Origin of the sequence: Rhodococcoides fascians A25f (genome assembly GCF_000760935.2) — a bacterium.
GTDB lineage: Bacteria > Actinomycetota > Actinomycetes > Mycobacteriales > Mycobacteriaceae > Rhodococcoides.
On sequence record NZ_CP049744.1, the window covers coordinates 4,528,751 to 4,550,797 of the forward strand.

General features: G+C 64.2%; 24 protein-coding genes. 18 read left to right on the plus strand and 6 right to left on the minus strand.

Features of this window, described 5'->3' with window-relative positions:
- Positions 1-23: 23 nt before the first annotated feature.
- The 6 genes from BH93_RS21205 to BH93_RS21230 are packed head-to-tail and all read left to right on the plus strand — an operon-like array spanning position 24 to position 4,994.
- Complete coding sequence (locus BH93_RS21205) at positions 24-296, plus strand: helix-turn-helix transcriptional regulator (RefSeq protein ID WP_032404377.1); 273 nt, start codon at positions 24-26, stop codon at positions 294-296.
- Positions 293-823 carry a hypothetical protein gene (locus BH93_RS21210; RefSeq protein ID WP_037175516.1) on the plus strand — a complete coding sequence of 177 codons (531 nt, stop codon included), beginning with the start codon at positions 293-295 and terminating at the stop codon, positions 821-823. Before BH93_RS21205 ends, BH93_RS21210 begins: the two co-directional genes overlap by 4 nt.
- Positions 824-827: 4 nt before the next feature.
- On the plus strand, positions 828-1,379 hold the full coding sequence (locus BH93_RS21215; protein WP_037175517.1) for a hypothetical protein: 552 nt from the start codon (positions 828-830) through the stop codon (positions 1,377-1,379).
- Between the two features lie 16 nt (positions 1,380-1,395).
- Positions 1,396-2,289, plus strand: coding sequence for an ABC transporter ATP-binding protein (locus tag BH93_RS21220; protein ID WP_032404380.1), 894 nt, complete (start codon positions 1,396-1,398; stop codon positions 2,287-2,289).
- Positions 2,286-3,485 (plus strand): ABC transporter permease, encoded by a 1,200-nt coding sequence (locus BH93_RS21225; protein WP_037175523.1) that lies wholly within the window; start codon positions 2,286-2,288, stop codon positions 3,483-3,485. Before BH93_RS21220 ends, BH93_RS21225 begins: the two co-directional genes overlap by 4 nt.
- A 24-nt stretch (positions 3,486-3,509) precedes the next feature.
- The gene (locus tag BH93_RS21230; protein ID WP_037175525.1) at positions 3,510-4,994 is read left to right on the plus strand and encodes a carboxyl transferase domain-containing protein; all 1,485 of its coding nucleotides are present in this window, start codon (positions 3,510-3,512) and stop codon (positions 4,992-4,994) included.
- Positions 4,995-5,072: 78 nt separating this feature from the next.
- Here the strand turns inward: BH93_RS21230 and BH93_RS21235 are convergent, their stop codons facing one another.
- Positions 5,073-5,462, minus strand: coding sequence for a hypothetical protein (locus BH93_RS21235; protein WP_037175527.1), 390 nt, complete (start codon positions 5,460-5,462; stop codon positions 5,073-5,075).
- Positions 5,463-5,589: 127 nt separating this feature from the next.
- Here BH93_RS21235 and BH93_RS21240 point away from each other — a divergent pair, with 127 nt between their 5' ends.
- The 6 genes from BH93_RS21240 to BH93_RS21265 all read left to right on the plus strand — a co-directional run bounded on the left by BH93_RS21240 (position 5,590) and on the right by BH93_RS21265 (position 11,602).
- Positions 5,590-6,255, plus strand: a complete 666-nt coding sequence (locus BH93_RS21240) for a class I SAM-dependent methyltransferase (protein WP_037175530.1) — start codon at positions 5,590-5,592, stop codon at positions 6,253-6,255.
- Complete coding sequence (locus BH93_RS21245; RefSeq protein WP_037175533.1) at positions 6,252-6,860, plus strand: TetR/AcrR family transcriptional regulator; 609 nt, start codon at positions 6,252-6,254, stop codon at positions 6,858-6,860. Before BH93_RS21240 ends, BH93_RS21245 begins: the two co-directional genes overlap by 4 nt.
- A gap of 94 nt (positions 6,861-6,954) precedes the next feature.
- Entirely contained in the window at positions 6,955-8,202 is a 1,248-nt protein-coding gene (locus tag BH93_RS21250; RefSeq protein ID WP_037175536.1) for a molybdopterin-dependent oxidoreductase, read from the plus strand.
- On the plus strand, positions 8,199-8,696 hold the full coding sequence (locus tag BH93_RS21255) for a hypothetical protein (RefSeq protein ID WP_032377388.1): 498 nt from the start codon (positions 8,199-8,201) through the stop codon (positions 8,694-8,696). Before BH93_RS21250 ends, BH93_RS21255 begins: the two co-directional genes overlap by 4 nt.
- Before the next feature lie 10 nt (positions 8,697-8,706).
- The gene (locus tag BH93_RS21260; RefSeq protein ID WP_037175537.1) at positions 8,707-10,563 is read left to right on the plus strand and encodes a propionyl-CoA synthetase; all 1,857 of its coding nucleotides are present in this window, start codon (positions 8,707-8,709) and stop codon (positions 10,561-10,563) included.
- A 136-nt stretch (positions 10,564-10,699) separates the two neighbouring features.
- Positions 10,700-11,602 (plus strand): DMT family transporter, encoded by a 903-nt coding sequence (locus tag BH93_RS21265; protein WP_032378309.1) that lies wholly within the window; start codon positions 10,700-10,702, stop codon positions 11,600-11,602.
- A 6-nt stretch (positions 11,603-11,608) separates the two neighbouring features.
- On the opposite strand, the gene BH93_RS21270 is transcribed toward BH93_RS21265, so the two are convergent.
- Positions 11,609-12,937 (minus strand): cryptochrome/photolyase family protein, encoded by a 1,329-nt coding sequence (locus tag BH93_RS21270; protein ID WP_037175541.1) that lies wholly within the window; start codon positions 12,935-12,937, stop codon positions 11,609-11,611.
- A gap of 141 nt (positions 12,938-13,078) precedes the next feature.
- On the opposite strand from BH93_RS21270, the gene BH93_RS21275 reads away from it, so the two are divergent.
- From BH93_RS21275 to BH93_RS21290, 4 genes are all read left to right on the plus strand, one after another.
- On the plus strand, positions 13,079-13,285 hold the full coding sequence (locus BH93_RS21275) for a hypothetical protein (RefSeq protein WP_032378310.1): 207 nt from the start codon (positions 13,079-13,081) through the stop codon (positions 13,283-13,285).
- Positions 13,286-13,302: 17 nt separating this feature from the next.
- Positions 13,303-14,031, plus strand: coding sequence for a response regulator transcription factor (locus BH93_RS21280; RefSeq protein WP_037175543.1), 729 nt, complete (start codon positions 13,303-13,305; stop codon positions 14,029-14,031).
- Complete coding sequence (locus BH93_RS21285) at positions 14,028-15,329, plus strand: sensor histidine kinase (RefSeq protein WP_037175544.1); 1,302 nt, start codon at positions 14,028-14,030, stop codon at positions 15,327-15,329. The genes BH93_RS21280 and BH93_RS21285 overlap by 4 nt, the downstream gene beginning before the upstream one ends.
- Before the next feature lie 62 nt (positions 15,330-15,391).
- Positions 15,392-16,429, plus strand: a complete 1,038-nt coding sequence (locus tag BH93_RS21290; protein ID WP_037175545.1) for an isopenicillin N synthase family dioxygenase — start codon at positions 15,392-15,394, stop codon at positions 16,427-16,429.
- Between the two features lie 7 nt (positions 16,430-16,436).
- On the opposite strand, the gene BH93_RS21295 is transcribed toward BH93_RS21290, so the two are convergent.
- Together BH93_RS21295 and BH93_RS21300 are read right to left on the minus strand one after the other, a co-directional pair.
- Complete coding sequence (locus BH93_RS21295; protein ID WP_032377394.1) at positions 16,437-16,796, minus strand: FKBP-type peptidyl-prolyl cis-trans isomerase; 360 nt, start codon at positions 16,794-16,796, stop codon at positions 16,437-16,439.
- An 85-nt stretch (positions 16,797-16,881) separates the two neighbouring features.
- The gene (locus tag BH93_RS21300; RefSeq protein WP_037175551.1) at positions 16,882-17,556 is read right to left on the minus strand and encodes a DUF2848 domain-containing protein; all 675 of its coding nucleotides are present in this window, start codon (positions 17,554-17,556) and stop codon (positions 16,882-16,884) included.
- A 130-nt stretch (positions 17,557-17,686) separates the two neighbouring features.
- On the opposite strand from BH93_RS21300, the gene BH93_RS21305 reads away from it, so the two are divergent.
- Positions 17,687-19,036, plus strand: coding sequence for an MFS transporter (locus tag BH93_RS21305; protein ID WP_037175552.1), 1,350 nt, complete (start codon positions 17,687-17,689; stop codon positions 19,034-19,036).
- Here the strand turns inward: BH93_RS21305 and BH93_RS21310 are convergent.
- On the minus strand, positions 19,008-19,649 hold the full coding sequence (locus BH93_RS21310) for a GntR family transcriptional regulator (RefSeq protein WP_032377397.1): 642 nt from the start codon (positions 19,647-19,649) through the stop codon (positions 19,008-19,010). The genes BH93_RS21305 and BH93_RS21310 overlap by 29 nt on opposite strands.
- A 46-nt stretch (positions 19,650-19,695) precedes the next feature.
- On the opposite strand from BH93_RS21310, the gene BH93_RS21315 reads away from it, so the two are divergent.
- Entirely contained in the window at positions 19,696-20,496 is an 801-nt protein-coding gene (locus BH93_RS21315) for a carbon-nitrogen hydrolase family protein (RefSeq protein WP_155291054.1), read from the plus strand.
- 211 nt (positions 20,497-20,707) lie between these two features.
- Here the strand turns inward: BH93_RS21315 and BH93_RS21320 are convergent, their stop codons facing one another.
- Entirely contained in the window at positions 20,708-22,006 is a 1,299-nt protein-coding gene (locus tag BH93_RS21320) for a citrate synthase (RefSeq protein WP_032377399.1), read from the minus strand.
- Positions 22,007-22,047: the final 41 nt, after the last annotated feature.

Consider the following 22,047-nt stretch of genomic DNA (forward strand, 5'->3'; position numbering starts at 1 on the left):
GGTTTATACAACACTTCATTGTCATGAGCCCCGTCAAGCGCGGTACCGCGCTCCCGATCTACAACCGGGTGGGTGTTCTGCGGGCAGAACGAAAGATGAGCCGCGCACAACTGGCCGAACTCGTCGAGGTGAACCCGCAGACGGTGGGTGCCCTCGAACGAGGCGACCACTACCCGAGCTTGGACCTCGCGATGCGTATCTGCGACGTCTTCGATCTGCCGATCGAAGCAGTGTTCTCGCGCACCGAACTCGGACCACTGTCGGCCGAACTCTTCCGAAGGGAAAAGGATCGATGACTACGCCCGGTTCCAACATCTTCAGCCGCTATCAGGGAGCCCGCACGAAGGCGTTTCTAGAGAACGACGCCGATTTGGTGCACCGACTGCCGGCTTTGCGCCCTCGGAAACGGCGGCGGGCATTCGTCGTGACGATGCTGGTGCTGCTCGCAATGGCTTCGGTCTTCGCCCTGCTGGACCCGGTGCTCGACTGGGCAATCGCACTCTGGGCGATCTTCTACATCGCCTTTTCGTTCGGCGCGATCGCGCTCGGCATCGTCTCCGATCGGCGCGCCGAAGCACCGGACGGAGCATTGGACGAATTCGAGATCCAGCGCCGCAACGAAGTCCGGTCCACGGGCCTACGAGTTACTCAATGGCTGGGCACCGTAGCAGCGGGGTACTTGTTCATCGGATCGGTATTCGTCTCGACGAACCTCGGAATCTCTGGTGGCGCATTGATACTCATCGCTCTGCTGGCCGGTAACACAACTCCCGCAATGCTTCTCGCGTGGACCACCCCCGACCCCGACCCCGAGGACGGCTGAGACCATGACCCCGCAACCCGACATCCTCACCCGCTATCAGGCCTATCGGACACGCCGATTTCTCGAGAACGACGCCAAGACACGGCATTGGCTTCCTGCGTGGCGAACACAGCATCGACGCCGAATCCTCGTTGTTGCGGTGGCTGCACTCCTCTTCTCGTTCTTCGTCGTCAGCATCGGCAGCCTGTTCTCCAAGTGGTTCGCAATCGGATGGATACCGGCCGCACTGCTGTTTCTTCCGATCTGGACAGCGCTGCAGACGGTCTCAGGCCGGCACGGCGATGCACCGGTCGGAGCACTCGACGAGTGGGAAGTGCAGCAGCGCAACGAAGCTCGATCCATCGGCCTGACCATCACACAGACGCTGGTTCTGGCAGCAGCGTTCGCGTCGATATTCCTGTCGACGGCGAACGACGAGATGCCCCGCCTCGCCTACGCAGGCGGCGGATGGACTCTCGCGGCACTGATGACCGGCATCTGCTCCCCCGCAATGATTCTCGCCTGGATCACCCCCGACCCAGAACCAGAAGACACCGAAGATTTCGACCAGCAGTAACGACCGAAAGGGCACCATGAGCACCCTCACGATCGACTCCGTCTCCAAGAGATACGGCGACAAAATCGCCCTGGACAACCTGAGTTTCGACGTCCGGCCGGGCGAGCTGTTCGGCTTCGTCGGCAGCAACGGCGCGGGCAAGACCACCACGATGCGCATCGCGCTGGGAGTCCTGTCGGCAGATTCCGGCCAGGTTCTGTTGGGCGGCAAACCCGTCGACCTCGACGTCCGCCGCACGATCGGCTACATGCCGGAGGAGCGTGGCCTGTACCCCAAGATGAAGGTCGGCCCGCAATTGGCGTACATGGCCGAGCTGCACGGCTTGTCGTCGAAGGATGCCAAAGCCGCGGTGATCCGCTGGACCGAACGTCTCGGCATCGACGAGCGGGTGAACGACACCGTCGACGCGCTGAGCCTGGGTAATCAGCAGCGCGTGCAGTTGGCAGCAGCGCTGGTGCACGACCCAGCGGTTCTCGTGTTGGACGAACCGTTCTCCGGCCTCGATCCGATCGCCGTCGACGTCATGAGCGAGGTCCTCCGCGAAAAGGCCGCTGCCGGAGTGCCCGTGGTGTTCTCGAGCCACCAGCTCGATCTGGTGCAACGCCTGTGCGACCGCGTCGGCATCATCGCCGCGGGCTCGATGAAAGCCGTCGGCACCGTCGACGAACTACGCGGATCGGGAGATTCGCACCTGCACGTCCACGCACCGAACGCTGCCCCCGGATGGGCGTCGGGCATCGACGGAGTGAGCATCCTCGGCCAGAGCGACGGCATCACCGTTCTGGGGTTGGCACCGGGAGCCGACGATCAATCAGTTCTGCGGGCCGCGCTCGCGACCGGACCGGTACACGAATTCTCCATCCAGAAACCTTCCCTGAGCGACCTGTTCCGAGAGGCGGTAGTGGCATGAGCTCACAACTGAATTCCTTCAGCGCAGTCTCACTGATTGCCAAGCGCGAGTTCACGGTTCAGGTGATGAAGAAGAGCTTCGTCATCAGCAACGTCATCATTCTGGCCGTCATCGTCGGCGGCATCATCGCGTACTCGATCTTCTCGGGCAGCGGCGACGAGGAACGCGACGTGATCGGCGTCGCCGGCGATCAGTCCATCGCGGCCGTACTGGAGGCAACCGGAGACGCCGTCGGCAGCCCCGTCGAGGTCTGTGATGTCGCCGACGCCGCAGCCGCACGGAGCGGCGTCGAATCCGGGGATCTCGACGTAGCGCTGGTTCCGGATGGAACAGCAGGCGCATACACAGCCGTCACCGAGTCCGATCTGACCGGAACGTTGCGCGCCGTCGTCGAGGGCAGTGTTTCGACGCACGCAACGAATGCTGCACTGGCACAACAGGGCGTCGATCAGAACGAACTCGGGGCAGCCACAAGTGCCGCGACGGTCACCGTCGACGCGATCGATCCGCCGGACCCCGAAGCCGGCCAGCGGACTGCTCTGGCGCTGTCGGCAGTGTTCCTGCTGTACGCCCAGATCATCGGCTTCGGAATGTACGTCGCGATGGGCGTCGTCGAAGAGAAGTCCTCACGGGTGGTCGAACTGCTGCTCTCCACCGTTCGCCCACTGCAGCTGCTGTGGGGCAAGATCCTCGGTATCGGCACCGTCGGCATCCTGCAGCTCGCCCTCTACGGAATAGCCGGTGTCGGAGCAGGATTGGGCACGGGCGTACTCACCGTCACCGGCGCCGCCGTAAGTGTCTTCGCTGCCACGTTGGCCTGGTTCATCCTGGGCTTCGCCTTCTTCGCGGTGCTCTACGCGGCGGGCGGGTCGATGGTCTCGCGGCAGGAGGACGTGAACTCGACGACCATGCCGTTGCTGATCCTGATCATGGCAATGTTCTTCGCTGCCTTCTACTCCGTCAGCGATCCGGAGAGCACACTCGCGAACACGTTGAGCTGGATCCCCCCGTTCTCCGCGATCATGATGCCGTTGCGCATCGCCGCCGGCGTGACCTCACCGGTACAGATCGTCGGATCGGCGGTCCTGATGATCGTCACCACCGCGATCCTGGCGATGGGTGCGGCGAAGATCTACCAGCGCTCCATTCTGCGCATCGGCAAGACCGTCTCCTGGAAGGAAGCGTTTGCTCGCTAGGGTTCGCTGCGTAGGCTCCCCGATATGAGCCCACGGACATCCGCCGCCGAGATTCTCGACTCCGTTCTCGACGGCGGATCGTTCGTGTCGTGGGACTCCACGCCCGTGGACGTCCATCCTGGGGAGTCCTATCTGAGGGACCTGGCCAAGGCTCGCGAGAAGAGCGGCGGCGACGAGTCGGTGTCGACGGGCGAGGGCACCATCGAGGGCAGACGCGTGGTGATCATCGCCTGCGAGTTCGCCTTTCTCGCAGGATCGATCGGCGTTGCCGCGGCCGAGCGCATCACCTCCGCTGTCGAACGCGCCACCGCCGAACGGTTGCCGCTGATCGCCTCCCCCACGTCCGGCGGAACGCGAATGCAGGAGGGCACACTCGCGTTCGTGCAGATGGTCAAGATCGCCGCCGCCGTCACCGCACACAAGATGGCACACCTGCCGTATCTGGTGTACCTCCGCAATCCCACGACCGGCGGGGTGTTCGCATCCTGGGGGTCGTTGGCCCACGTCACTGTCGCCGAACCCGGAGCGCTCATCGGGTTCCTCGGCCCCCGCGTCTATCAGGCGTTGTACGACAAGCCTTTTCCCGACGGAGTCCAGACCGCCGAGAACCTCTACCAACACGGGGTCATCGACGGGGTGGTGCCGGTCGATCAGGTGAGAAATCTACTCACTCGAGCCCTGCGGGTGATCCTCGACGCCCCGGCATGGACCGATATCGCTGATGACAGTCCTGCGCCCATGACCGAACGGTCGGCCTGGCATTCGGTGCAGTCGTCGCGTCGCGCCGATCGCCCCGGGATTCGGCAACTGATCGAACATGCTGCTACCGAGCAGGTTCCGCTCAGTGGTACCGGGCAGGGCGAGGCCGATACCTCGATCCTGTTGTCGCTGTGCCGCATCCGCGGCGCATCCTGTGTGTTGTTCGGAAACGACCGGAGCAGCAGCTCGGCCAGCGCGACAATGGGCCCGGCGGCATTACGCGAGGCCCGACGCGGAATGCGGCTGGCCGAGGAACTGCAAATACCTCTGGTGCTCGTGATCGACACGTTCGGCGCAGCACTGTCCAAGGAAGCCGAGGAGGGCGGTCTGGCACCCGAGATCGCTCGCTCCATCTCGGATCTGGTCACCGTAGACACTCCCACGGTGTCGGTCTTGCTCGGCCAGGGCACCGGCGGCGGAGCCCTCGCGCTGCTGCCTGCCGATCGAGTCCTGTGCGCCCAGAACGCCTGGCTCGCACCACTTCCGCCCGAGGGTGCCAGCGCGATCGTGCACCGCGACACCGCTCACGCAGCGGAGATGGCCGAGGCGCAGGGCATCCGGTCGGTCGATCTACTGCGCGACGGCATCGTCGACGCCATCGTGCCCGAACTCCCCGACGCGGCCGACGAACCGGCCGCGTTCTCCGGCCGCATCGCCGATGCTATCGCCCGAGAACTGCGCGGATTGTCGACCGTCGATCCCGCCGCCCGCACGCAGTCAAGACTCGGTCGCTACCGCACGCTGGGCTGAGCGGCTCCGCCGCATGTGAGCGGGCGACCCCACTAGGTCGTTCCGCAGGCTCCACTCCCGCCGACCCTGCTACGAGTTTTAGTGCACCTGCGAGGTCACGAGCGCTACCACGTCACCTGCGCGTAGGTCTGCGGGCAACTCGACCGGACTGACGCAACTGCGCCCTGGGCTGTGCACGTCGACCTTGACCACCGGACCCACCGAATGCCGATTGACCACAACGGCCTGCAGCAGATCACCGAACTCGGCATCGACGCCCACCTCGCCTGCGATGACCGAGCGCACCCGAGTCACCAGAATGCGGCCCCACTGCACCGGAGTGCCCTGCGCATCGGCCAGATCCTCCAGCGCAACGCCGTCGACGGTGATTCGGCCACACACACAGTGCGTATCGGCGGGCCACAGCGATGGATCGCACCGCGCAACGTAGGCGGCACCGAGAGACGGAAGCATGTCGAGAAGTGTCATGAGAAGCAGTCTTGCGCCGCGCGGAGGCGTCGAACAGAGGTGTTGACGCAATATTGACGGCAGCCACAGGAAATTTGACGCACCTCTCACGGTGCCGTCTACTGTACCCGCTGGTACATTCAATCGGGTGATCGCAGACGACGTCTATCGCCGCGGCCGTGCCGGCCTTCCCTCGTGGCTCACCGATTCCCACGGCCGCCGCACCCCTCTGCCGATCGAACGCTGGCTGGGCGGTGCGCATTCGACAGCGCAGGACATCCGGGCAGACGAGGCGTCGATCGCCTTCTGCTCGGGGCCGACACTCGACCTCGGCTGCGGCCCGGGACGTTTGACCGAGGCCCTCACTCGCGCCGGAGTTCCCACCCTGGGCGTCGACACCTCCTCGGTTGCTGTGGAGATGACGAACCATAGGGGCGGGCGCGCGATGCAACAGGACATTTTCGCTGCGCTGCCCGGGGCGGGCCAGTGGTCGCACGTGCTGCTCGCGGACGGCAACATCGGCATCGGCGGCGACCCGGCTGCACTGCTGAGGACGGTTCGATCGCTGCTGCACGAGACGGGTACGGCCATCGTCGAATCCGCCTTCGGGATCGACGATCGGAGCACAATGGTCCGTTGGGAGACGGGTGACTCGATCGGCGAATGGTTCAGCTGGGCCAGCGTCGGCGTGAGCGCGCTGTACGCGCTGGCGGTAACGGCGGGACTACAAGTCCGGCGAACCGTCGAGTCGAACGGTCGGGTATTCATGGAACTCGCTGTTCACAACATCGAGCGAGGAACCGAGGGCCTGTGAGCAAGGAGCTACCGAGAACGGCAAAGGGCCGACGAACCAGAGCGGCCATCGTCGACGCGGCCGCATCGATGATGTACGAGCACGGCGTCGCGGGAACTACTCTCGACGACGTACTTGCCGCATCCGAGACCGGGAAGTCGCAGCTGTACCACTATTTTTCCGACAAGTCGGACCTGGTCGAGGCAGTGATCGCCCGCCAACTCGAACGCGTCCTCGCCGCTCAGCCACGCCTGGCCAACATCGACAGCCTCGACGACATCGACGCATGGGCCGCCGAGGTCGTCCGAAACCACGAGCAGCCCGGGGGGCCGTTCTCGTGCCCCCTCGGCTCGCTTGCCGCAGAACTGAAGAACGACGCGGCGTTCGTCCCCAGTCTTCATGCTGCGTTCCGCCGCTGGGAGCAACCGCTGGAGCAGGGGCTTCGCCGCATGGTCGACCGCGGGGAACTGGACGTGGCAACCGATCCGGCCGCTGTTGCCGCCACACTGATCGCATCGCTTCAGGGCGGAATGCTCATCGCCCGTATCGCGGGGGATGTTCGACCGCTCCGCGACGTCCTGGACGCTGCGGTCGCCGCGGTTCGTCGACGCCGTACCGAGACGTGACAACCGGACGAACTCTGGCGACCGAGCCCCGAGTGCGCTAGGGTCGATCTCACAGTTTGTACTACTGGGTACAAACTGGGAGACGGGAACCAGAATGCAACGACTTCCTACGTTCCGCAGCCCGATCCGCGGCGTCTGGTTCACGTCGGTCCTCGCCTCCGTGCTGCTCGTCGCGCTGCCGATCGTGACAGTGACCGGACTCATCTCCTGGGTCGCGTACGGTCCACAATTCGGCCAATCCATGCCGGGTGACGTCGGATGGCTACGGCTACCGTCGTTCGATTGGCCGACCGAACCCGTCTGGTTCTACCGACTCACCCAGGGCCTACACGTGGGCCTCGGACTGATCATGGTGCCGATCGTCTTGGCCAAGCTGTGGTCGGTGATCCCGAAGTTGATCGAGATGCCACCGATTCGAAGCATTGCCCACCTACTCGAACGGATATCGTTGCTGGCCTTGGTCGGCGGTATTCTCTTCGAGATCATCACCGGCGTGCTGAACATTCAGTACGACTACCTCTTCGGGTTCAGTTTCTACACCGCGCACTACTGGGGTGACTGGGTGTTCATCGCCGGATTCCTGGCCCACGTGGTGCTGAAGTTTCCGACCATGGTCACGGCGCTGCGAACCCGCCCGTTCCTGGAACTGATGCGCATTCGGGTGGCCGACACGGTACCCGACGACGACGACGAATCAGGTTTGGCCACAACCGATCCAGCTCCAGCGACGATCAGCCGACGCGGAGCACTCACCCTCGTCGGCGGCAGCGCACTGTTCGTGGCGGTCCTCAGCGCCGGACAGACGACGGGCGGCTTTCTTCGCGATGCGGCGATCCTCCTCCCCCGCGGACGGTCCTACGGCAACGGGCCCAATGACTTTCAGATCAACCGCACGGCCCAGGCCGCAGGTATCGACGAGGCGCGGACCGGCGATTCGTGGCGACTCACCGTACGTGCCGGTGCCACCGAGGTCGTGCTCACCAGAGCCCAACTCGAACAGATGGACCTGCACACCGTCGATCTACCGATCGCCTGCGTCGAAGGCTGGTCGACGGTTCAGACGTGGACCGGTGTGCCGCTGCGGGATCTCGCGGCAGTCGCGGGAATCGATTCCGTGGACACCGGTGAGGTGCGTTCCCTCGAACCTTCCGGGTCGTTCAACCGAGTCACGTTCGGGGGACACCAGATGATGCATCCCGACTCGCTGCTCGCCCTTCGAGTGAACGGTGAGAACCTGTCTCTCGATCATGGTTATCCCGCTCGGATCATGATGCCGGCGATTCCCGGGGTACATGCCACCAAGTGGATCGGATCCGTCGAATTCTTCGGGGAGAGTGCATGAGTACCTTTCGGGCGCGTTACGGTGCCGGCCCGCTGCACCTGGCGGTGACGGCCTGCTGCCTCGCACTGGGCGCGGTTGTCGTACTCACGATCGGCTTTCCGGCACTGTGGAATACCGACGTCTGGTGGCAGTCCATCGGCTTGTGGTTCGTCGGCGCTGCCGTTGTGCACGACGCGATTCTCTTTCCACTGTATGCCCTACTCGACCGGACGCTGGTTGCTCGACTCGGCCGATTTGTGAACGCGGTTCGCATTCCGGCGCTCGGCGCAGGTCTGAGCCTGCTGCTCTTCGCCCCTGGAATCTTTTCGCAGGGTAGCGAGACGTACGAGGCCGCCACGGGTCTGACACAGGAGCCCTACGCGATGCGGTGGTTGCTCTTGGTAGCAGGCATGTTCGTGGCCAGCGCAGTGTTCTACGGTGGCCGCGAAGCGCTCCGGACGCTGCGTTCGCGCCCCGTTGGCGATAACCCGAAACGGCAGCACGTGCCCAACTAGGCTCGGTGGCATGAGTGGCGAGTATCGGCAGGCGTTCGACGACAGCATCGACAAGCGTGAGCAATTCTGGCTCGAAGCCGCAGCGGGAGTCGATTGGGATACCCCTCCCACCAGTGCGTTCGACGGCTCGCGTTGGTTTCCCGGGGCCCGTCTGAACACCTGCTTCAATGCCCTGGACCGGCACGTCGATGCCGGGCACGGCGACCGGACCGCATTGATCTACGACTCGGCGATGCTCGGTCTCACCCGCAGCTACACCTACGCCGAACTGCTCGATCAGGTCGCTCGCTTCGCCGGGGTACTGCGCGAGCAAGGTGTGGGGCCGGGCGACCGCGTGGTGATCTACCTACCGATGATTCCCGAGGCCGTCGTCGCGATGCTCGCATGCGCCAGGCTCGGCGCAGTGCACTCGGTGGTGTTCGGCGGCTTCGCAGCCAAGGAGCTCGCGGCGAGGATCGACGACGCCGAACCGGCACTGTTGATCACCGCCAGCGGCGGGTTCGAGCCCGGTCGCGTCATCGAATACCTCCCCTTGGTGGCACGCGCGCTGACTCTCACCACTGCGAAGACGCCATCGGTGATCGTGAAGTCGCGCGAGGGAATTCCCGGCGACCACGAGTGGCTGGACTGGGACACCCTCATCGCCGACGCCACCGCCGCACAACCGGTTTCGGTGCTGGCTACCGATCCGCTGTACATCCTCTACACCTCGGGAACGACGGGAAAGCCCAAGGGTGTGGTGCGCGACAACGGCGGTCATGCCGTCGCGTTGACGTGGTCGATGCGCAACATCTACGACGTGGGGCCCGGGCAGGTGATGTGGACGGCGTCCGATGTCGGCTGGGTCGTCGGACATTCGTACATCGTCTACGCACCCCTGTTCGCCGGTGCCACAACGGTTCTGTACGAGGGCAAGCCCGTCGGCACTCCCGATGCCGGCGCATTCTGGCGGGTGATCCAGGATCACGGCGTCCGTGCCCTGTTCACCGCACCGACTGCGCTCCGCGCTATCCGCAAGGTCGATCCCCACGCCGCCGAGCTCGAGAAGTACGACGTCTCGTCTCTGGAGACCTTGTTCGTCGCCGGCGAACGCCTGGATCCCGATACCTACGAGTGGATTTCGCGCACGCTCGATCGTCCGGTCGTCGACCACTGGTGGCAGACCGAAACCGGGTGGGCGATCTGCGCCAATCTTCGCGGATTGGAACCGCTCCCGATCAAATCGGGATCGCCGACGGTCCCGGTGCCGGGATTCCAAGTCGGAATTTTGGATGCGACGGGCGACCCCGTGGAGGCAGGTACCGAGGGCAACATCGTCGTGCAGCTGCCACTGCCACCGGGCGCACTGGTAGGTCTGTGGAACGACGAATCACGGTTCCAGCGTTCGTATCTCGATACGTTCCCCGGCTACTACCTCACCGGCGATTCCGGCTATATCGACGCCGACGGCTACGTCTACGTCCTCGGGCGCAGCGACGACGTCATCAACGTTGCAGGGCATCGCTTGTCGACCGGGTCGATGGAGGCGGTGCTCGCCGGCCATCCCGCCGTCGCCGAATGCGCCGTCATCGGTATCCACGACGACCTCAAAGGCCAGCGCCCCAGTGGTTACGTAGTACTCAAGGCCGGGGAGAACATCACCGAGGAGCAGCTGCGTACCGAACTGGTGGCCATGGTGCGCGATCAGATCGGTGCGCTCGCGACGTTCCGCGACGTGACGATCGTCGGAGCGCTGCCGAAGACCCGATCGGGCAAGATCCTGCGGAAGACGATGCGCCAGATCGTCGCAGGCGAGGAGTACGGCGTGCCGTCGACCATCGAGGATCCGGCCGTCCTCGATGCACTGGAGAAGCTGCTCGGCCGCTGACCCGTCGTGCGCGTTTTGCGTATGTCCAGGTACGCAAAACGCGCACGACGGGTAGGGACGATCGCGACGCGAATTCGCGCAACGATGGCCGAAATCCGCGCGCCATGGCAACCTCCCGCGCGATAGCGTCATCGTCATGACAGATCTCGACACCCGTCCTGCCGTCGACTGGCTCGCCCTCGGTGCGGTCATCGTCACGGTGGTCTCGTGGGCCTCGGCCTTCGTGGCCATTCGCGGCGTCGGCGAATCCTTCGGTGCCGGCCCGCTGGCATTGGGCCGGCTACTCATCGGCTCGTTCGCACTCGGCGCGATAGTTCTCGTCAAGAGAAGGTGGGTCAAGCCGAACCGCACCCAGTGGCTGCAGATCATCAGCATCGGCGTCTTCTGGTTCGGCATCTACAACGTCTCCCTCAATGCCGCCGAACAGCGCGTCGACGCCGGGACGACGTCGATGATCATTCAGATCGGGCCGATTCTGGTCGCCCTGTTCGCGGGTCTACTTCTGGGCGAGGGCTTTCCGAGGTGGTTGGTGATCGGTGCAGGCATCGCGTTCGCCGGGGCCGTCATGGTCGGTGTCGTCACCGCCGTCACCACCACCTCGACCACCAAGACAGACGCCGACTTCCTCGGCATCGCACTGTGTCTGGTGTCCGCGGTGACCTACGCGATCGGAGTACTCAGCCAGAAGCCGGTGCTACGGACGATCCCCGGACTTCAGGTCACGTGGATGGCCTGCACCATCGGCGCGGTATGCACGCTGCCCTTCGCACCGGCACTGCTCGACGACCTGTCGACCGCCTCGACCGGTGCCACCGGCGGACTGATCTACCTCGGCCTGGTGCCGACCGCACTGGCCTTCAGCACGTGGGCCTACGCGCTGACGAGAATGAACGCAGGCAAGCTCGGCATCACCACGTACGCCGTGCCGCCGATCACCATCACTCTCGCCTGGCTCTTGCTGGGCGAAGTCCCGCACTACCTCGCCGTGGTCGGCGGAGTGATCTGCCTCGTCGGAGTCGGATTGTCCCGCAGAAAATAGCAGCCGCTACAGCTTCTTGAACCGTGCGATCGCCACTTCACGCTCGTGCTTGTGGTCGACGATCGGCTCCACGTAGCCCTTGGGCCGGCCGAACTTCAACGTGTGCACTGCTTTTCCTTCTTCACCGCGCAGCTCCGGCACCCAGCGTCGAACGTAGTCGCCGGTGGGGTCGAACTTCTCGCCCTGGGTGATCGGATTGAACACACGGAAGTACGGCGAGGCGTCGGTGCCGGTTCCCGCGGTCCACTGCCAGCCGTGCTGGTTGCTGGCCAGATCGCCGTCGACGAGATGCTGCATGAAGTAGCGCGCACCCCGCCACCACGGCAGGTGCAGATCCTTGACGAGGAACGACGCGACAATCATGCGGACCCGGTTGTGCATCCACTTCTCCGAGTTCAACTGCCGCATACCGGCATCGACGATCGGGAAGCCCGTCTCACCCGTGCACCACGCCTCGAACAACTCGTCGGCGTGCTTGCCCGAGTCGATCTTGATCTTGTCGAACTTCTTGACGTAGTTTTCCCGGGCACTGTCGGGACGCTGAAAGAGTATGTCTGCGTAAAAGTCTCGCCAGCAGATCTGCCGACGGTACGACGCGGATCCCTCGCTGCGTAGCTTGCCGAGGTCGGCCAACATCGTCCGCGGGTGAATGGTTCCGTACTTCAGATGCACCGACATCCGGCTCGTCGAATCCAGGTCGGGACGATTGCGCTCGTCGTCGTACGCAGCAACCTCGTCGAGAAATTCCTTCCACTGCTTCGACGCGGCGGCCTCACCGGCTGCTGCGTCGGACGCCTCCTTCTCGGAAGGAATCTTCACGCGCCGAACACCTTTGACCTCGTCCGGGTCGATCCACGTCGCACTTGCGGCCGACGTATCGGCAGGTCCGCGCCAGCCGTGTTCCAGCCACTGGCGCGAGTACGGTGTGAACACCTTGTACGGCTCGCCGTCGTTCTTGAGGATCCGCCCGGGGGCGACCGCGTACGGGGACCCGGTCTCGACCAGGGTCACCTTCTCGCCCACTCGCTTGTCTCGCTCGCGACCGTACGGGCCGTAGTCGGCACTGATGTGGACGTCCTCGGCGTCGATCGCCTTCGCCACCTTCGGGACCACCGTCTCGGGGTCACCGTGCACCACCATCAACCTGCCGTCGAGCTTCTCGTCCAATGCCTCGAGCGAACGAAACAGGAAGTCCTTGCGCGGCCCGCCCGACGGCTTCAACAAACGGTCGTCGAGCACGAAGAGCCCGAGCACCGGATCTCCGGACTCGGCAGCGGCGGTGAGGGTGGGCAGATCCCCCAGACGAAGATCACGGCGAAACCATACGAGCGACATGGTTCCAGTCTTACCCAACCGCCCGGAGTGCAACCCGCACCCTCGCCCCGCGCAATTCTCAGAGAATCGCCAACGACGGCTCACCAAGGCCGCAACATGGGCCTCTACCTTGGGAAACACAGAAGAGAGAAGGAGAACATCATGACGAACACCCGCCCCTTCCCCGGCGCTCTTTCCCTGGTGAACAGCACCTGCACCTTCGAGAAGTACTACGAGCAGCTCTACGCCAAGGCTCCGGCACTCGCCTGGTCACTCGATGCCGACACCGGCCGCCGCAGTGCACTCGAGGAGTTCTTCGCCAAGACGCCAGAGGAACGCCGAACCACCGTCGACAGCTGGGTTGCCTGAACCGTCACAATGGACCGGTGACCGAATCGTCGAGTTCCCCCGCCACCGTCCTCGTCGTCGATGACGACGCCGACGTGCTGTCCTCACTGCAACGTGGACTGCGCCTGTCGGGGTTCACCGTCATCACCGCATCCGACGGAGCGGAGGCACTCGGCGTGGTCTCCAGATCCACGCCCGACGCGATCGTGCTCGACATCAACATGCCGGTACTCGACGGAGCCAGCGTCGTGACCGCGTTGCGTGCGATGGGAAACGACATCCCGATCTGCGTGCTCAGTGCCCGTAGCTCGGTGGACGATCGCATCGCCGGGCTCGAATCCGGTGCCGACGACTACCTCACCAAACCGTTCGTGCTGGCCGAACTCGTTGCGAGGATCCGCGCGATGCTGCGCCGGCGCGGCACCAATCCGGTTGTACCGGTGGCAGATTCGGGTGTGCCGAACTCGGCGGTGGCCATCGGGAGCCTTGTGGTCGACATCCCCGGTTATCGCGTGCATCGCGGCGGAGTCGACATCGATCTGACCAAGCGGGAATTCGAGCTGCTGGCAATTCTGGCTCGGAACAAGGGCGTGGTCCTCACGCGTGAGCGATTGCTCGAACTGGTGTGGGGCTACGACTTCGTCGCCGACACCAACGTCGTCGACGTGTTCGTCGGCTATCTGCGTCGCAAACTCGAATCCGATGGGTCTCCGCGCATCCTGCACACCGTCCGCGGCGTCGGATTCGTCGTCCGAGACGCCGCATGAGCTTCTCGCTGCGTGCCCGCGTCGCTGCCGCCACGGCCCTCGGTGCCACCCTCGTGGTCGCCGCACTCGCGGTGGTCACCTCGGTTGCCATCTCCCGCAACAACGTCAATCAGCTCGACGAACGGTTGACGACAGCGTCTCAGGTGCTGGTCCCGAATTCGTCGACGTTGGAGGCCTTCATCGATCAACTCTCCGGCGCATTCGCCGTCACCATTCGCAGCGGCGACATCGTGGTCGCGTCCACACCGACGCGGCTGCCCGCGCTGGACACCGGATCGCAGACCGTCGACGTCGACGGTCAACGGTTCCGCGTCTACACGGCAGTATCGACCGTCGTGTCCACGATCTCCATTTCGATCGGCGTGCCGGCCCTCGAGGCACAACAGGTGACCGACGAGCAACAGAAACAGGTACTGATGCTGGGGCTGGTTGCGATCGCCGTGTCCACGGGTCTGGGCTGGCTGTTCGGCGGGCGAGCCGTCAGACCGCTGGTGACGCTGACCCGGCAGGTCAGCGCGCAGCCACCGACCGCTCCCGAGACCCGCACCGGCGTCACCGAGGCCGACGCACTCGCGGTCGCGATCGGGGGCATGCTGACCAGACTCAACGAGGCACAGGACCGCACCAATGCCGCCCTCGACACCGCACGCGACTTCGCGGCCGTCTCCGCACACGAACTACGCACCCCACTGACGGCGATGCGCACCGACATCGAGGTCCTGCGAACCCTCGACCTCGAGCCAGCGCAGCAACGCGAGATTCTGGGTGACCTCGAGCGAACGCAGGGACGGGTGGAGACGACGCTGACCGCTCTGGAACGACTCGCGTCGGGTGAACTGTCCAGTGAGGGCGACAGAGTCGAGACCGACATCATCGACATCTGCGACGTCGCAGCCCAGGACGCGCAGAGACTGCACCCCGAGCTCGACATCCGCGTGGAGTCCGCTCCCGATTCCGAGATCACGATGCGCGCACTACCGACCGGTCTGCGGTTGGCCGTCGACAACGTGATCGGCAATGCCGTCCGGCACGGCAACGCAACCACGATCGTCATCACCGCCGAACGGGTGGACACGACAGTGCGCGTTCTGATCGACGACAACGGATCCGGTGTTCCTGTCGATGAACGCGAATCGGTGTTCGGCCGCTTCGAGCGCGGCACCAGGGCAGCGAAGGGTGGCTCGGGACTCGGCCTGGCACTGGTTGCACAGCAGGCCGAATTGCACGGTGGCCGTGTCTACTTCACCGACAGTCCACTGGGCGGCGCGCGCCTGGTGATGGAGTTGCAGATTCGCTAGGTTGCGGCATTCGTTACGCAGGAGAAACCCGCGGGACCGCTCGATGCGAGGAGTATGGACCCGTGCACTCGCCATCGGATTTCACCGTCCCCGTCATCGACATCTCGCCGTACGTCCTGGGTGATCGCTCCCCGAACGCCGACGCGATCGCGCGCCGAAGAGTGGCATCTGACGTCGACCATGCATGCAGCACAGTCGGTTTCATGCAGATCGTGGGGCACGGCATCCAAGACGAGATCGTTGACGGGCTCGCAGCGGCGATGGATTCGTTCTTCGGACTCGACCCAGCGCAGAAATCGGCCTACATCTGCCCGCCCGAGCTCAACCGCGGCTACACCGCACCGAAGAGCGAAACGTTGAGCCTGAGCCTTGGGCTCGATTCGGCATCGGGCATGAACGACTACTTCGAGGCATTCAACATCGGCACCGGTGAGCCGAACACCTGGCCCGAGTCCACCGGGTTCCGGAACGCCGTCGAACTGTATTTCGCCGAAGCTGCGCGCGTGGCCCGGACGCTGACCGGGGTGTTCGCCGACGCCCTCAGGGAATCGCCGAACCTGTTCTCACGCATCACCGATCAGTCATTGGACACGCTGCGAATGAACAACTACGCGCTCGATCCGGGCACCGAGGTACCGGACCGCGAACTCATCGGAATGAGCGAGCACACCGACTACGGATTGGTGACGGTGCTGTGGGCCGATCGGGTGCCCGGTCTGCAGGTCCTCGGCACCGACCGGCTGTGGCACGACGTGCAGCCTGCCGAGGGCGCGATGCTGGTGAATCTGGGTGATCTGACGGCCCGATTGACCAACGATCGGTGGATGTCGACTCTGCATCGCGTGCGGCCACCGGTATCGGGCGGGACGATCCAGCGCAGGCGTTCTGCGGCCTTCTTCCACGACGGCAACCTCGACGCGGTGATCGCGCCGTTGGCGTCGTGCATCGAGGCCGGCGCAGCGCCCCGGTACCGACCGGTGACCGTGGCCGAACACATTCAGGCAAAGCTTGCAGGTTCCCGAGGCGGAACGGCGAATGCCTCGGCAACCCGCGAAGCCGAGCGGGTGCGACGCGCAGTTACTGGACCTGCAGTTACTTGACCTGCTGTTACTTGACGTCCAGCAGGTCGATGACGAACACGAGCGTCTTGCCGGAGAGGCGATGACCTGCGCCGGCGGGGCCGTAGGCGAGCTCCGGCGGAATGGTGAGCTGACGGCGTCCGCCGACCTTCATTCCGGGGATGCCGTCCTGCCAACCCTGAATCAATCCGCGCAACGGAAACTGGATGGATTCGCCGCGGTTCCAGGACGAGTCGAACTCTTCGCCCGAGTCGAACTCGACGCCGACGTAGTGCACCTCGACGGTGCCGCCTGCAACTGCCTCTGCGCCGTCACCCTCGACGAGGTCGACCGTCACCAGGTCCAATGGTGCCGGTCCGGCCTGAAATTCGATCACTGGCTTCGTCACTGAAGTCTCCTGCGGTTGATGCCGGCCCGCCGACGCCGGCTGTGAAGCTCTGGGCATATTCCGCTTCGACTTTACGTCGTGACGGTCAACCAATTGGAGCTGGCATCAGATTCGTCTTGTATTCGCAGGTCAACGTGTTGCCGGTTGCGGGGTCGCCCATCTCCACCTTCCAGGCGTCGGAGAACTGATTCACCCCGTGGTGCATCGAGATGGTGCCCGAGATCAATACCGTTCCACGCGAGAACAGTCCACGTTCGGTGAGCACGTCCAGCCAGTACTGCGGAGCGAGAAGATCACCGAGCGTTCCCGACTGGATGAGCACTCCGTCGGCCCACCCGGTCAGGGTGATGTCGTCCAGTCGGTCGGCCACCTCGCTCAACCGCCACGCACCGGCGCCGAGCACGTCGGGAGCCGCGTTCTTGCTCCACGCGACGCTGTGAACTTCCAGGTCACGGTCAGTGTGGTCGCATGCCACCGTGAGCAGCACGTCGTCGACCGTGTCGCCCAGGATCACCAGAGCCCATTCCGCCTCACCCGAGGTGCGACCGTGCTGGACGGCGACGGCATCGGTCTGCTGCGCCAGGTACGGCGAGATGGGATACAGCGCCGGGGTCACCGTCGGAGCGGGAACGCCCAGTTCGGCCAGCTCGGCGATATGCGACGCCACCTCCTCCTGGTTGCGTCCGGCATAGCCCGCATTGAGCAGTGCGGTCACTTCTACCGACTCGGTCGAGCCGTCGGGCAACGTGAATGTGAGCATCAGTAAGGACCCTCTCCTCGTAAATTTTCTGTTTCCGATACGCCCAAAGCCTTGCGCATACGTCTTGTATACAGCAAGTATGGAGCACGTACAACGGATAGAGTGATCCCAGGCACACGAAGGAGTCGTCATGACCGAACCTGTTTCGGTAGATAGAAAGGGCCTGGCCAAGGCCTTCGCGGCCAGCCTGACCGGAACGGCATTGGAGTGGTACGACTTCGCCGTCTACTCGGCCGCCGCCGCGCTGGTGTTTCCGCTGGTCTTCTTCCCGGACAGCGACCCGCTGACCGGCACATTGCTCGCCTTCTCCACCTACGCCGTCGGGTACATCGCCCGTCCGGTCGGTGGATTCGTCTTCGGGCGGCTCGGCGACGTCATCGGGCGAAAACAGCTCCTCGTCATCACCCTGATGCTGATCGGCGTCACCACATTCGCCATCGGCTTGATCCCCGGATACGACACCATCGGCATCGCGGCCCCGATCATTCTCGTCACCATGCGGTTCTGCCAGGGCGTGGCCGTCGGCGGCGAGTGGGGTGGTGCCGTTCTGCTCTCCAGCGAATACGGCGATCCCCGCAAGCGCGGGTTCTGGTCCTCCGCGGCACAGATCGGGCCACCCGCGGGCAACCTGCTCGCCAACGGCGCACTTGCAATCCTGACGCTGTCGTTGACCGACCAGCAGTTCGAGTCCTGGGGATGGCGTGTTGCATTCCTCTTCTCGGCCGTACTCGTCGGATTCGGCCTGTGGATCCGACTGAAGCTCGAGGACACCCCGGTGTTCAAAGCACTTCAGGAGAGCGGTGATCGCTCCGAAGCCCCGATCAGCGAGGTGTTCAAGACCGAACTCCGTCCACTGGTGGCAGGCATCATGTCTCGCGTCGCGCCGGACGTCATCTACGCACTGTTCACGGTCTTCTCCATCACCTACGGCACCCAGAAGTTGGGCTTCGAGCGCAGCGAGGTTCTCACGGCCATTCTGATCGGATCGGCATGCCAGCTCGGCCTGATCCCGCTCGCCGGAGCGGTCTCCGACCGCATCAACCGGCGCCTCGTCTACGGCGTCGCAGCCGTGGGCGGTGTTGCCTGGAGCGCACTCTTCTTCCTCGTCATCGGCGGAGGATCTCTACCGCTGCTGATCCTGGGTGTGGTTGTGGGCCTGGCGTTCCACTCGTTCATGTACGGGCCACAGGCAGCATTCGTCACCGAGCAGTTCAGCGTGCGATTGCGCTCCACGGGTAGCTCGTTGGCGTACACGATTGCCGGAGTGTTCGGCGGAGCGATGGCACCGCTGATCTTCGTGTACCTGCTGGACAAGACGGACAGTTGGGTACCGATCGCCGGATACATCGTGATCGTCGGTGCCGTCACACTCGTCGGCCTCGCACTCGGGCGCAACCCCGACCCCACCGAGGACGAGCACTACGTGCTCCTGAACCAGGAGAACGAAAAGGCTACGCGCGCAGCAGAGTCTGAAGTGTGACCTCGAGGTGAGCGTCGATCTTCTCGTGCACCAGGCCCTCGTCGCCCGCACCCAGTGCGTCGATGATGGCCTGGTGCTCGGCGCACACCCGATGCTGCCGGTTGGCCGCGGTGAACAACGCACTCAAGCCAACGCGAAGCTGGCGCGCTCGCAGGCCGGCATACGTACGAGAGAGCAGATCGCTTCCCGCCGAATCGATCAGACTCTGGTGAAACGTGCCGTCCCAGTCGATGAACTGCTTGGGCGCATCCGCATCGCCCGAGTTCATCAGCAATTCCTGCTGCGTCAGCGCATTCTGCATCTGCACTATCGGAGCATCACCGGCGCGCAGGGCTCGGGTGGCCGCGTGCCGCTCGAGCACGCCGCGCAGGTCCATCAGCTCGCCGATCTGCCGTCCGGACATCGCCGGCACGTGCGCACCGCGCTTGGGCACCATCTCGACCAGACCCTCGGACTGCAACATCAGCAGCGCTTCACGAACCGGCGTGCGCGATACACCGATTCGCGTTGCGAGCTCCTGCTCGTTGAGAAAAGTGCCGGTGGCGGCCGGTGACGACAGCACCTGATCGCGCACGAACAGATACGCCTTCTCCCTCCCCGACAGCGGCTGCATACGATATGTATACCTGTCTTCCTCCGACGAAACCAGGAGTCACACCGTGAGCTCGACAATCCGCATCAGCCTGGCCCAGATCACCAGCGGCGAACACCCCGCCGAGAACCTCGAACTCATCGACACTCATGCGCGTGCGGCCGCACATGCCGGATCGGACGTCGTCGTGTTTCCCGAGGCGACGATGCGCTGCTTCGGCGGACCCATCCGAAAGTTCGCACAGCCTCTCGACGGCGAATGGGCCGAGGCGATGCGTTCCATCGCGTCCGATGCCGGCATCACCGTCGTCGCGGGGATGTTCACCCCCGCCGAGGACGACAGGGTGACCAACACACTGCTCGTCACCGGCCCCGGCATCGAGGCGAGCTACGACAAGATTCACCTGTTCGACGCATTCGGATTCGCCGAATCCGACACCGTCGCACCGGGTTCGGACCCACTGGTGGTGGACATCGCCGGAGTTCGGGTGGGCTTCGCGACCTGCTACGACATTCGATTCCCGGCGCTGTTCCAGAAACTCGGCGACCTCGGCGCGGAACTCGTCGTCGTTCCGGCGTCGTGGGGATCAGGTGACGGCAAGGTCGACCAGTGGACCCTGCTCGCTCGCGCACGTGCCTTGGATTCGACGACGTTCATCGCCGCCTGCGACCAGGCCGAACCCGCTGCCGCCGAGGGAAATGCGCCATTGGGCGTGGGGCACAGCATCGTCTGCTCCCCCACCGGCGAGATCCTCGGGCAACTGGACGCGACGCCCGGCATGCTGACAATCGACATCGATACCGCAATGGTCGACGCCGTGCGCAAGACGCTGCCGGTCTTGAAGAACCGCAGGCACTTCGACGCCTGACGGTGCCGCGAACTCGAAGCTATGGACGGATTCTGGCCCAAATCCGTCCATAACCTCGAACTCGGCGTGCGAACTCGGCCGTCACGCACCGAGATCGCAGTTGTGTCGAGAAAAGTGGCTGGAATGCCTGCGTAACTGCGAACTCAAGGCTGCAGGTACAACAATGCCGCCGACTCCCGAAGGAGTCGGCGGCATTGTTGTTCAGTACGAGCTAGCGGGAGCTGACGTCCTGGTAGTCGCGCTCGGTGTAGCCGGTGTAGATCTGGCGCGGACGGCCGATCTTGCCGGTCGTGTCCTCGTTCTGCTCGCGCCAGTGCGCGATCCAGCCGGGGAGACGGCCCATCGCGAACAACACCGTGAACATGCGCGGCGGGAAGCCCATCGCGCGGTAGATCAGGCCGGTGTAGAAGTCCACGTTGGGGTAGAGCTTGCGCTCGACGAAGTAATCGTCGGTGAGAGCGGTCTCTTCGAGCTTGAGGGCGATCTCGAGCAGCTCGTCGCCGTTACCCAGCTTGCCGAGGATCGTGTGCGCAGTTTCCTTGACCAGCGTCGCCCGCGGATCGAAGTTCTTGTACACCCGGTGTCCGAAGCCCATGAGCTTGACGCCGTCTTCCTTGTTCTTCACTCGACGCAGGAAGTCCGTGGCGTCGCCGCCCTCGGCCTTGATCTTGTCGAGCATCTCGAGCACGGCCTGGTTGGCTCCGCCGTGCAGCGGGCCCCACAGCGCGTTGATGCCGCCGGAGATCGAGGTGAACAGGTTGGCCTGCGAGGATCCGACGAGGCGCACCGTCGAGGTGGAGCAGTTCTGCTCGTGGTCGGCATGCAGGATGAGCAGCATGTCGAGTGCCTTGACGATCTCGGGATCGACCTCGTACGGCTCGGCCGGGAAGCCGAACGTCAGGCGCAGGAAGTTCTCGACCAGGCTCTTGGAGTTGTCCGGGTACAGGAACGGCTGGCCGACGGACTTCTTGTAGGCGTATGCCGCGATCGTCGGCAGCTTGGCCAGCAAGCGGATGGTCGACAGCTCGACCTGTGCCGGATCGTTGGGGTCCAGGGAATCCTGGTAGTACGCCGACAGCGCGTTGACTGCGCTCGACAGCACCGGCATCGGGTGAGCATTGCGCGGGAAGCCGTCGAAGAACCGCTTGAGGTCCTCGTGCAGCAGGGTGTGTCGACGGATCTTGTCGGTGAACGTCTCGAGCTGATCTGCGGACGGCAGCTCCCCGTAGATCAGCAGGTAGCTGACCTCGATGAACGACGACTTGCCCGCAAGTTGTTCGATCGGGTATCCGCGGTAGCGCAGGATGCCTGCGTCACCGTCGATGTACGTGATGGCCGACTTGGTCGATGCGGTGTTGACGAACCCGCCGTCCAATGTCGTATAGCCGGTGGTGGCCAGCAACTTTCCCAGCTCGATGCCGTTGTTGCCTTCGGAAGCCTCGGCAATCGACATGGAGTATTCGCCACCGGGATAGGTGAGGGTGGCTTTGGCGTCATTCTCAGCGGGCACGAATGGTCCCTCTCGAACTCGTGTAACGGACACGTACTTGA

What these genes read in the sequence shown, in the direction of transcription:
- BH93_RS21225 (WP_037175523.1), top strand. Translation starts at nt 2,286, where the DNA reads ATGAGCTCACAACTGAATTCCTTCAGCGCAGTCTCACTGATTGCCAAG.
- BH93_RS21230 (WP_037175525.1), top strand. Translation starts at nt 3,510, where the DNA reads ATGAGCCCACGGACATCCGCCGCCGAGATTCTCGACTCCGTTCTCGAC.
- BH93_RS21285 (WP_037175544.1), top strand. Translation starts at nt 14,028, where the DNA reads ATGAGCTTCTCGCTGCGTGCCCGCGTCGCTGCCGCCACGGCCCTCGGT.
- BH93_RS21275 (WP_032378310.1), top strand. Translation starts at nt 13,079, where the DNA reads ATGACGAACACCCGCCCCTTCCCCGGCGCTCTTTCCCTGGTGAACAGC.
- BH93_RS21255 (WP_032377388.1), top strand. Translation starts at nt 8,199, where the DNA reads ATGAGTACCTTTCGGGCGCGTTACGGTGCCGGCCCGCTGCACCTGGCG.
- BH93_RS21235 (WP_037175527.1), bottom strand. Translation starts at nt 5,462, where the DNA reads ATGACACTTCTCGACATGCTTCCGTCTCTCGGTGCCGCCTACGTTGCG.
- BH93_RS21260 (WP_037175537.1), top strand. Translation starts at nt 8,707, where the DNA reads ATGAGTGGCGAGTATCGGCAGGCGTTCGACGACAGCATCGACAAGCGT.
- BH93_RS21250 (WP_037175536.1), top strand. Translation starts at nt 6,955, where the DNA reads ATGCAACGACTTCCTACGTTCCGCAGCCCGATCCGCGGCGTCTGGTTC.
- BH93_RS21215 (WP_037175517.1), top strand. Translation starts at nt 828, where the DNA reads ATGACCCCGCAACCCGACATCCTCACCCGCTATCAGGCCTATCGGACA.
- BH93_RS21305 (WP_037175552.1), top strand. Translation starts at nt 17,687, where the DNA reads ATGACCGAACCTGTTTCGGTAGATAGAAAGGGCCTGGCCAAGGCCTTC.
- BH93_RS21210 (WP_037175516.1), top strand. Translation starts at nt 293, where the DNA reads ATGACTACGCCCGGTTCCAACATCTTCAGCCGCTATCAGGGAGCCCGC.
- BH93_RS21220 (WP_032404380.1), top strand. Translation starts at nt 1,396, where the DNA reads ATGAGCACCCTCACGATCGACTCCGTCTCCAAGAGATACGGCGACAAA.
- BH93_RS21265 (WP_032378309.1), top strand. Translation starts at nt 10,700, where the DNA reads ATGACAGATCTCGACACCCGTCCTGCCGTCGACTGGCTCGCCCTCGGT.
- BH93_RS21205 (WP_032404377.1), top strand. Translation starts at nt 24, where the DNA reads ATGAGCCCCGTCAAGCGCGGTACCGCGCTCCCGATCTACAACCGGGTG.
- BH93_RS21300 (WP_037175551.1), bottom strand. Translation starts at nt 17,556, where the DNA reads ATGCTCACATTCACGTTGCCCGACGGCTCGACCGAGTCGGTAGAAGTG.
- BH93_RS21310 (WP_032377397.1), bottom strand. Translation starts at nt 19,649, where the DNA reads ATGCAGCCGCTGTCGGGGAGGGAGAAGGCGTATCTGTTCGTGCGCGAT.
- BH93_RS21270 (WP_037175541.1), bottom strand. Translation starts at nt 12,937, where the DNA reads ATGTCGCTCGTATGGTTTCGCCGTGATCTTCGTCTGGGGGATCTGCCC.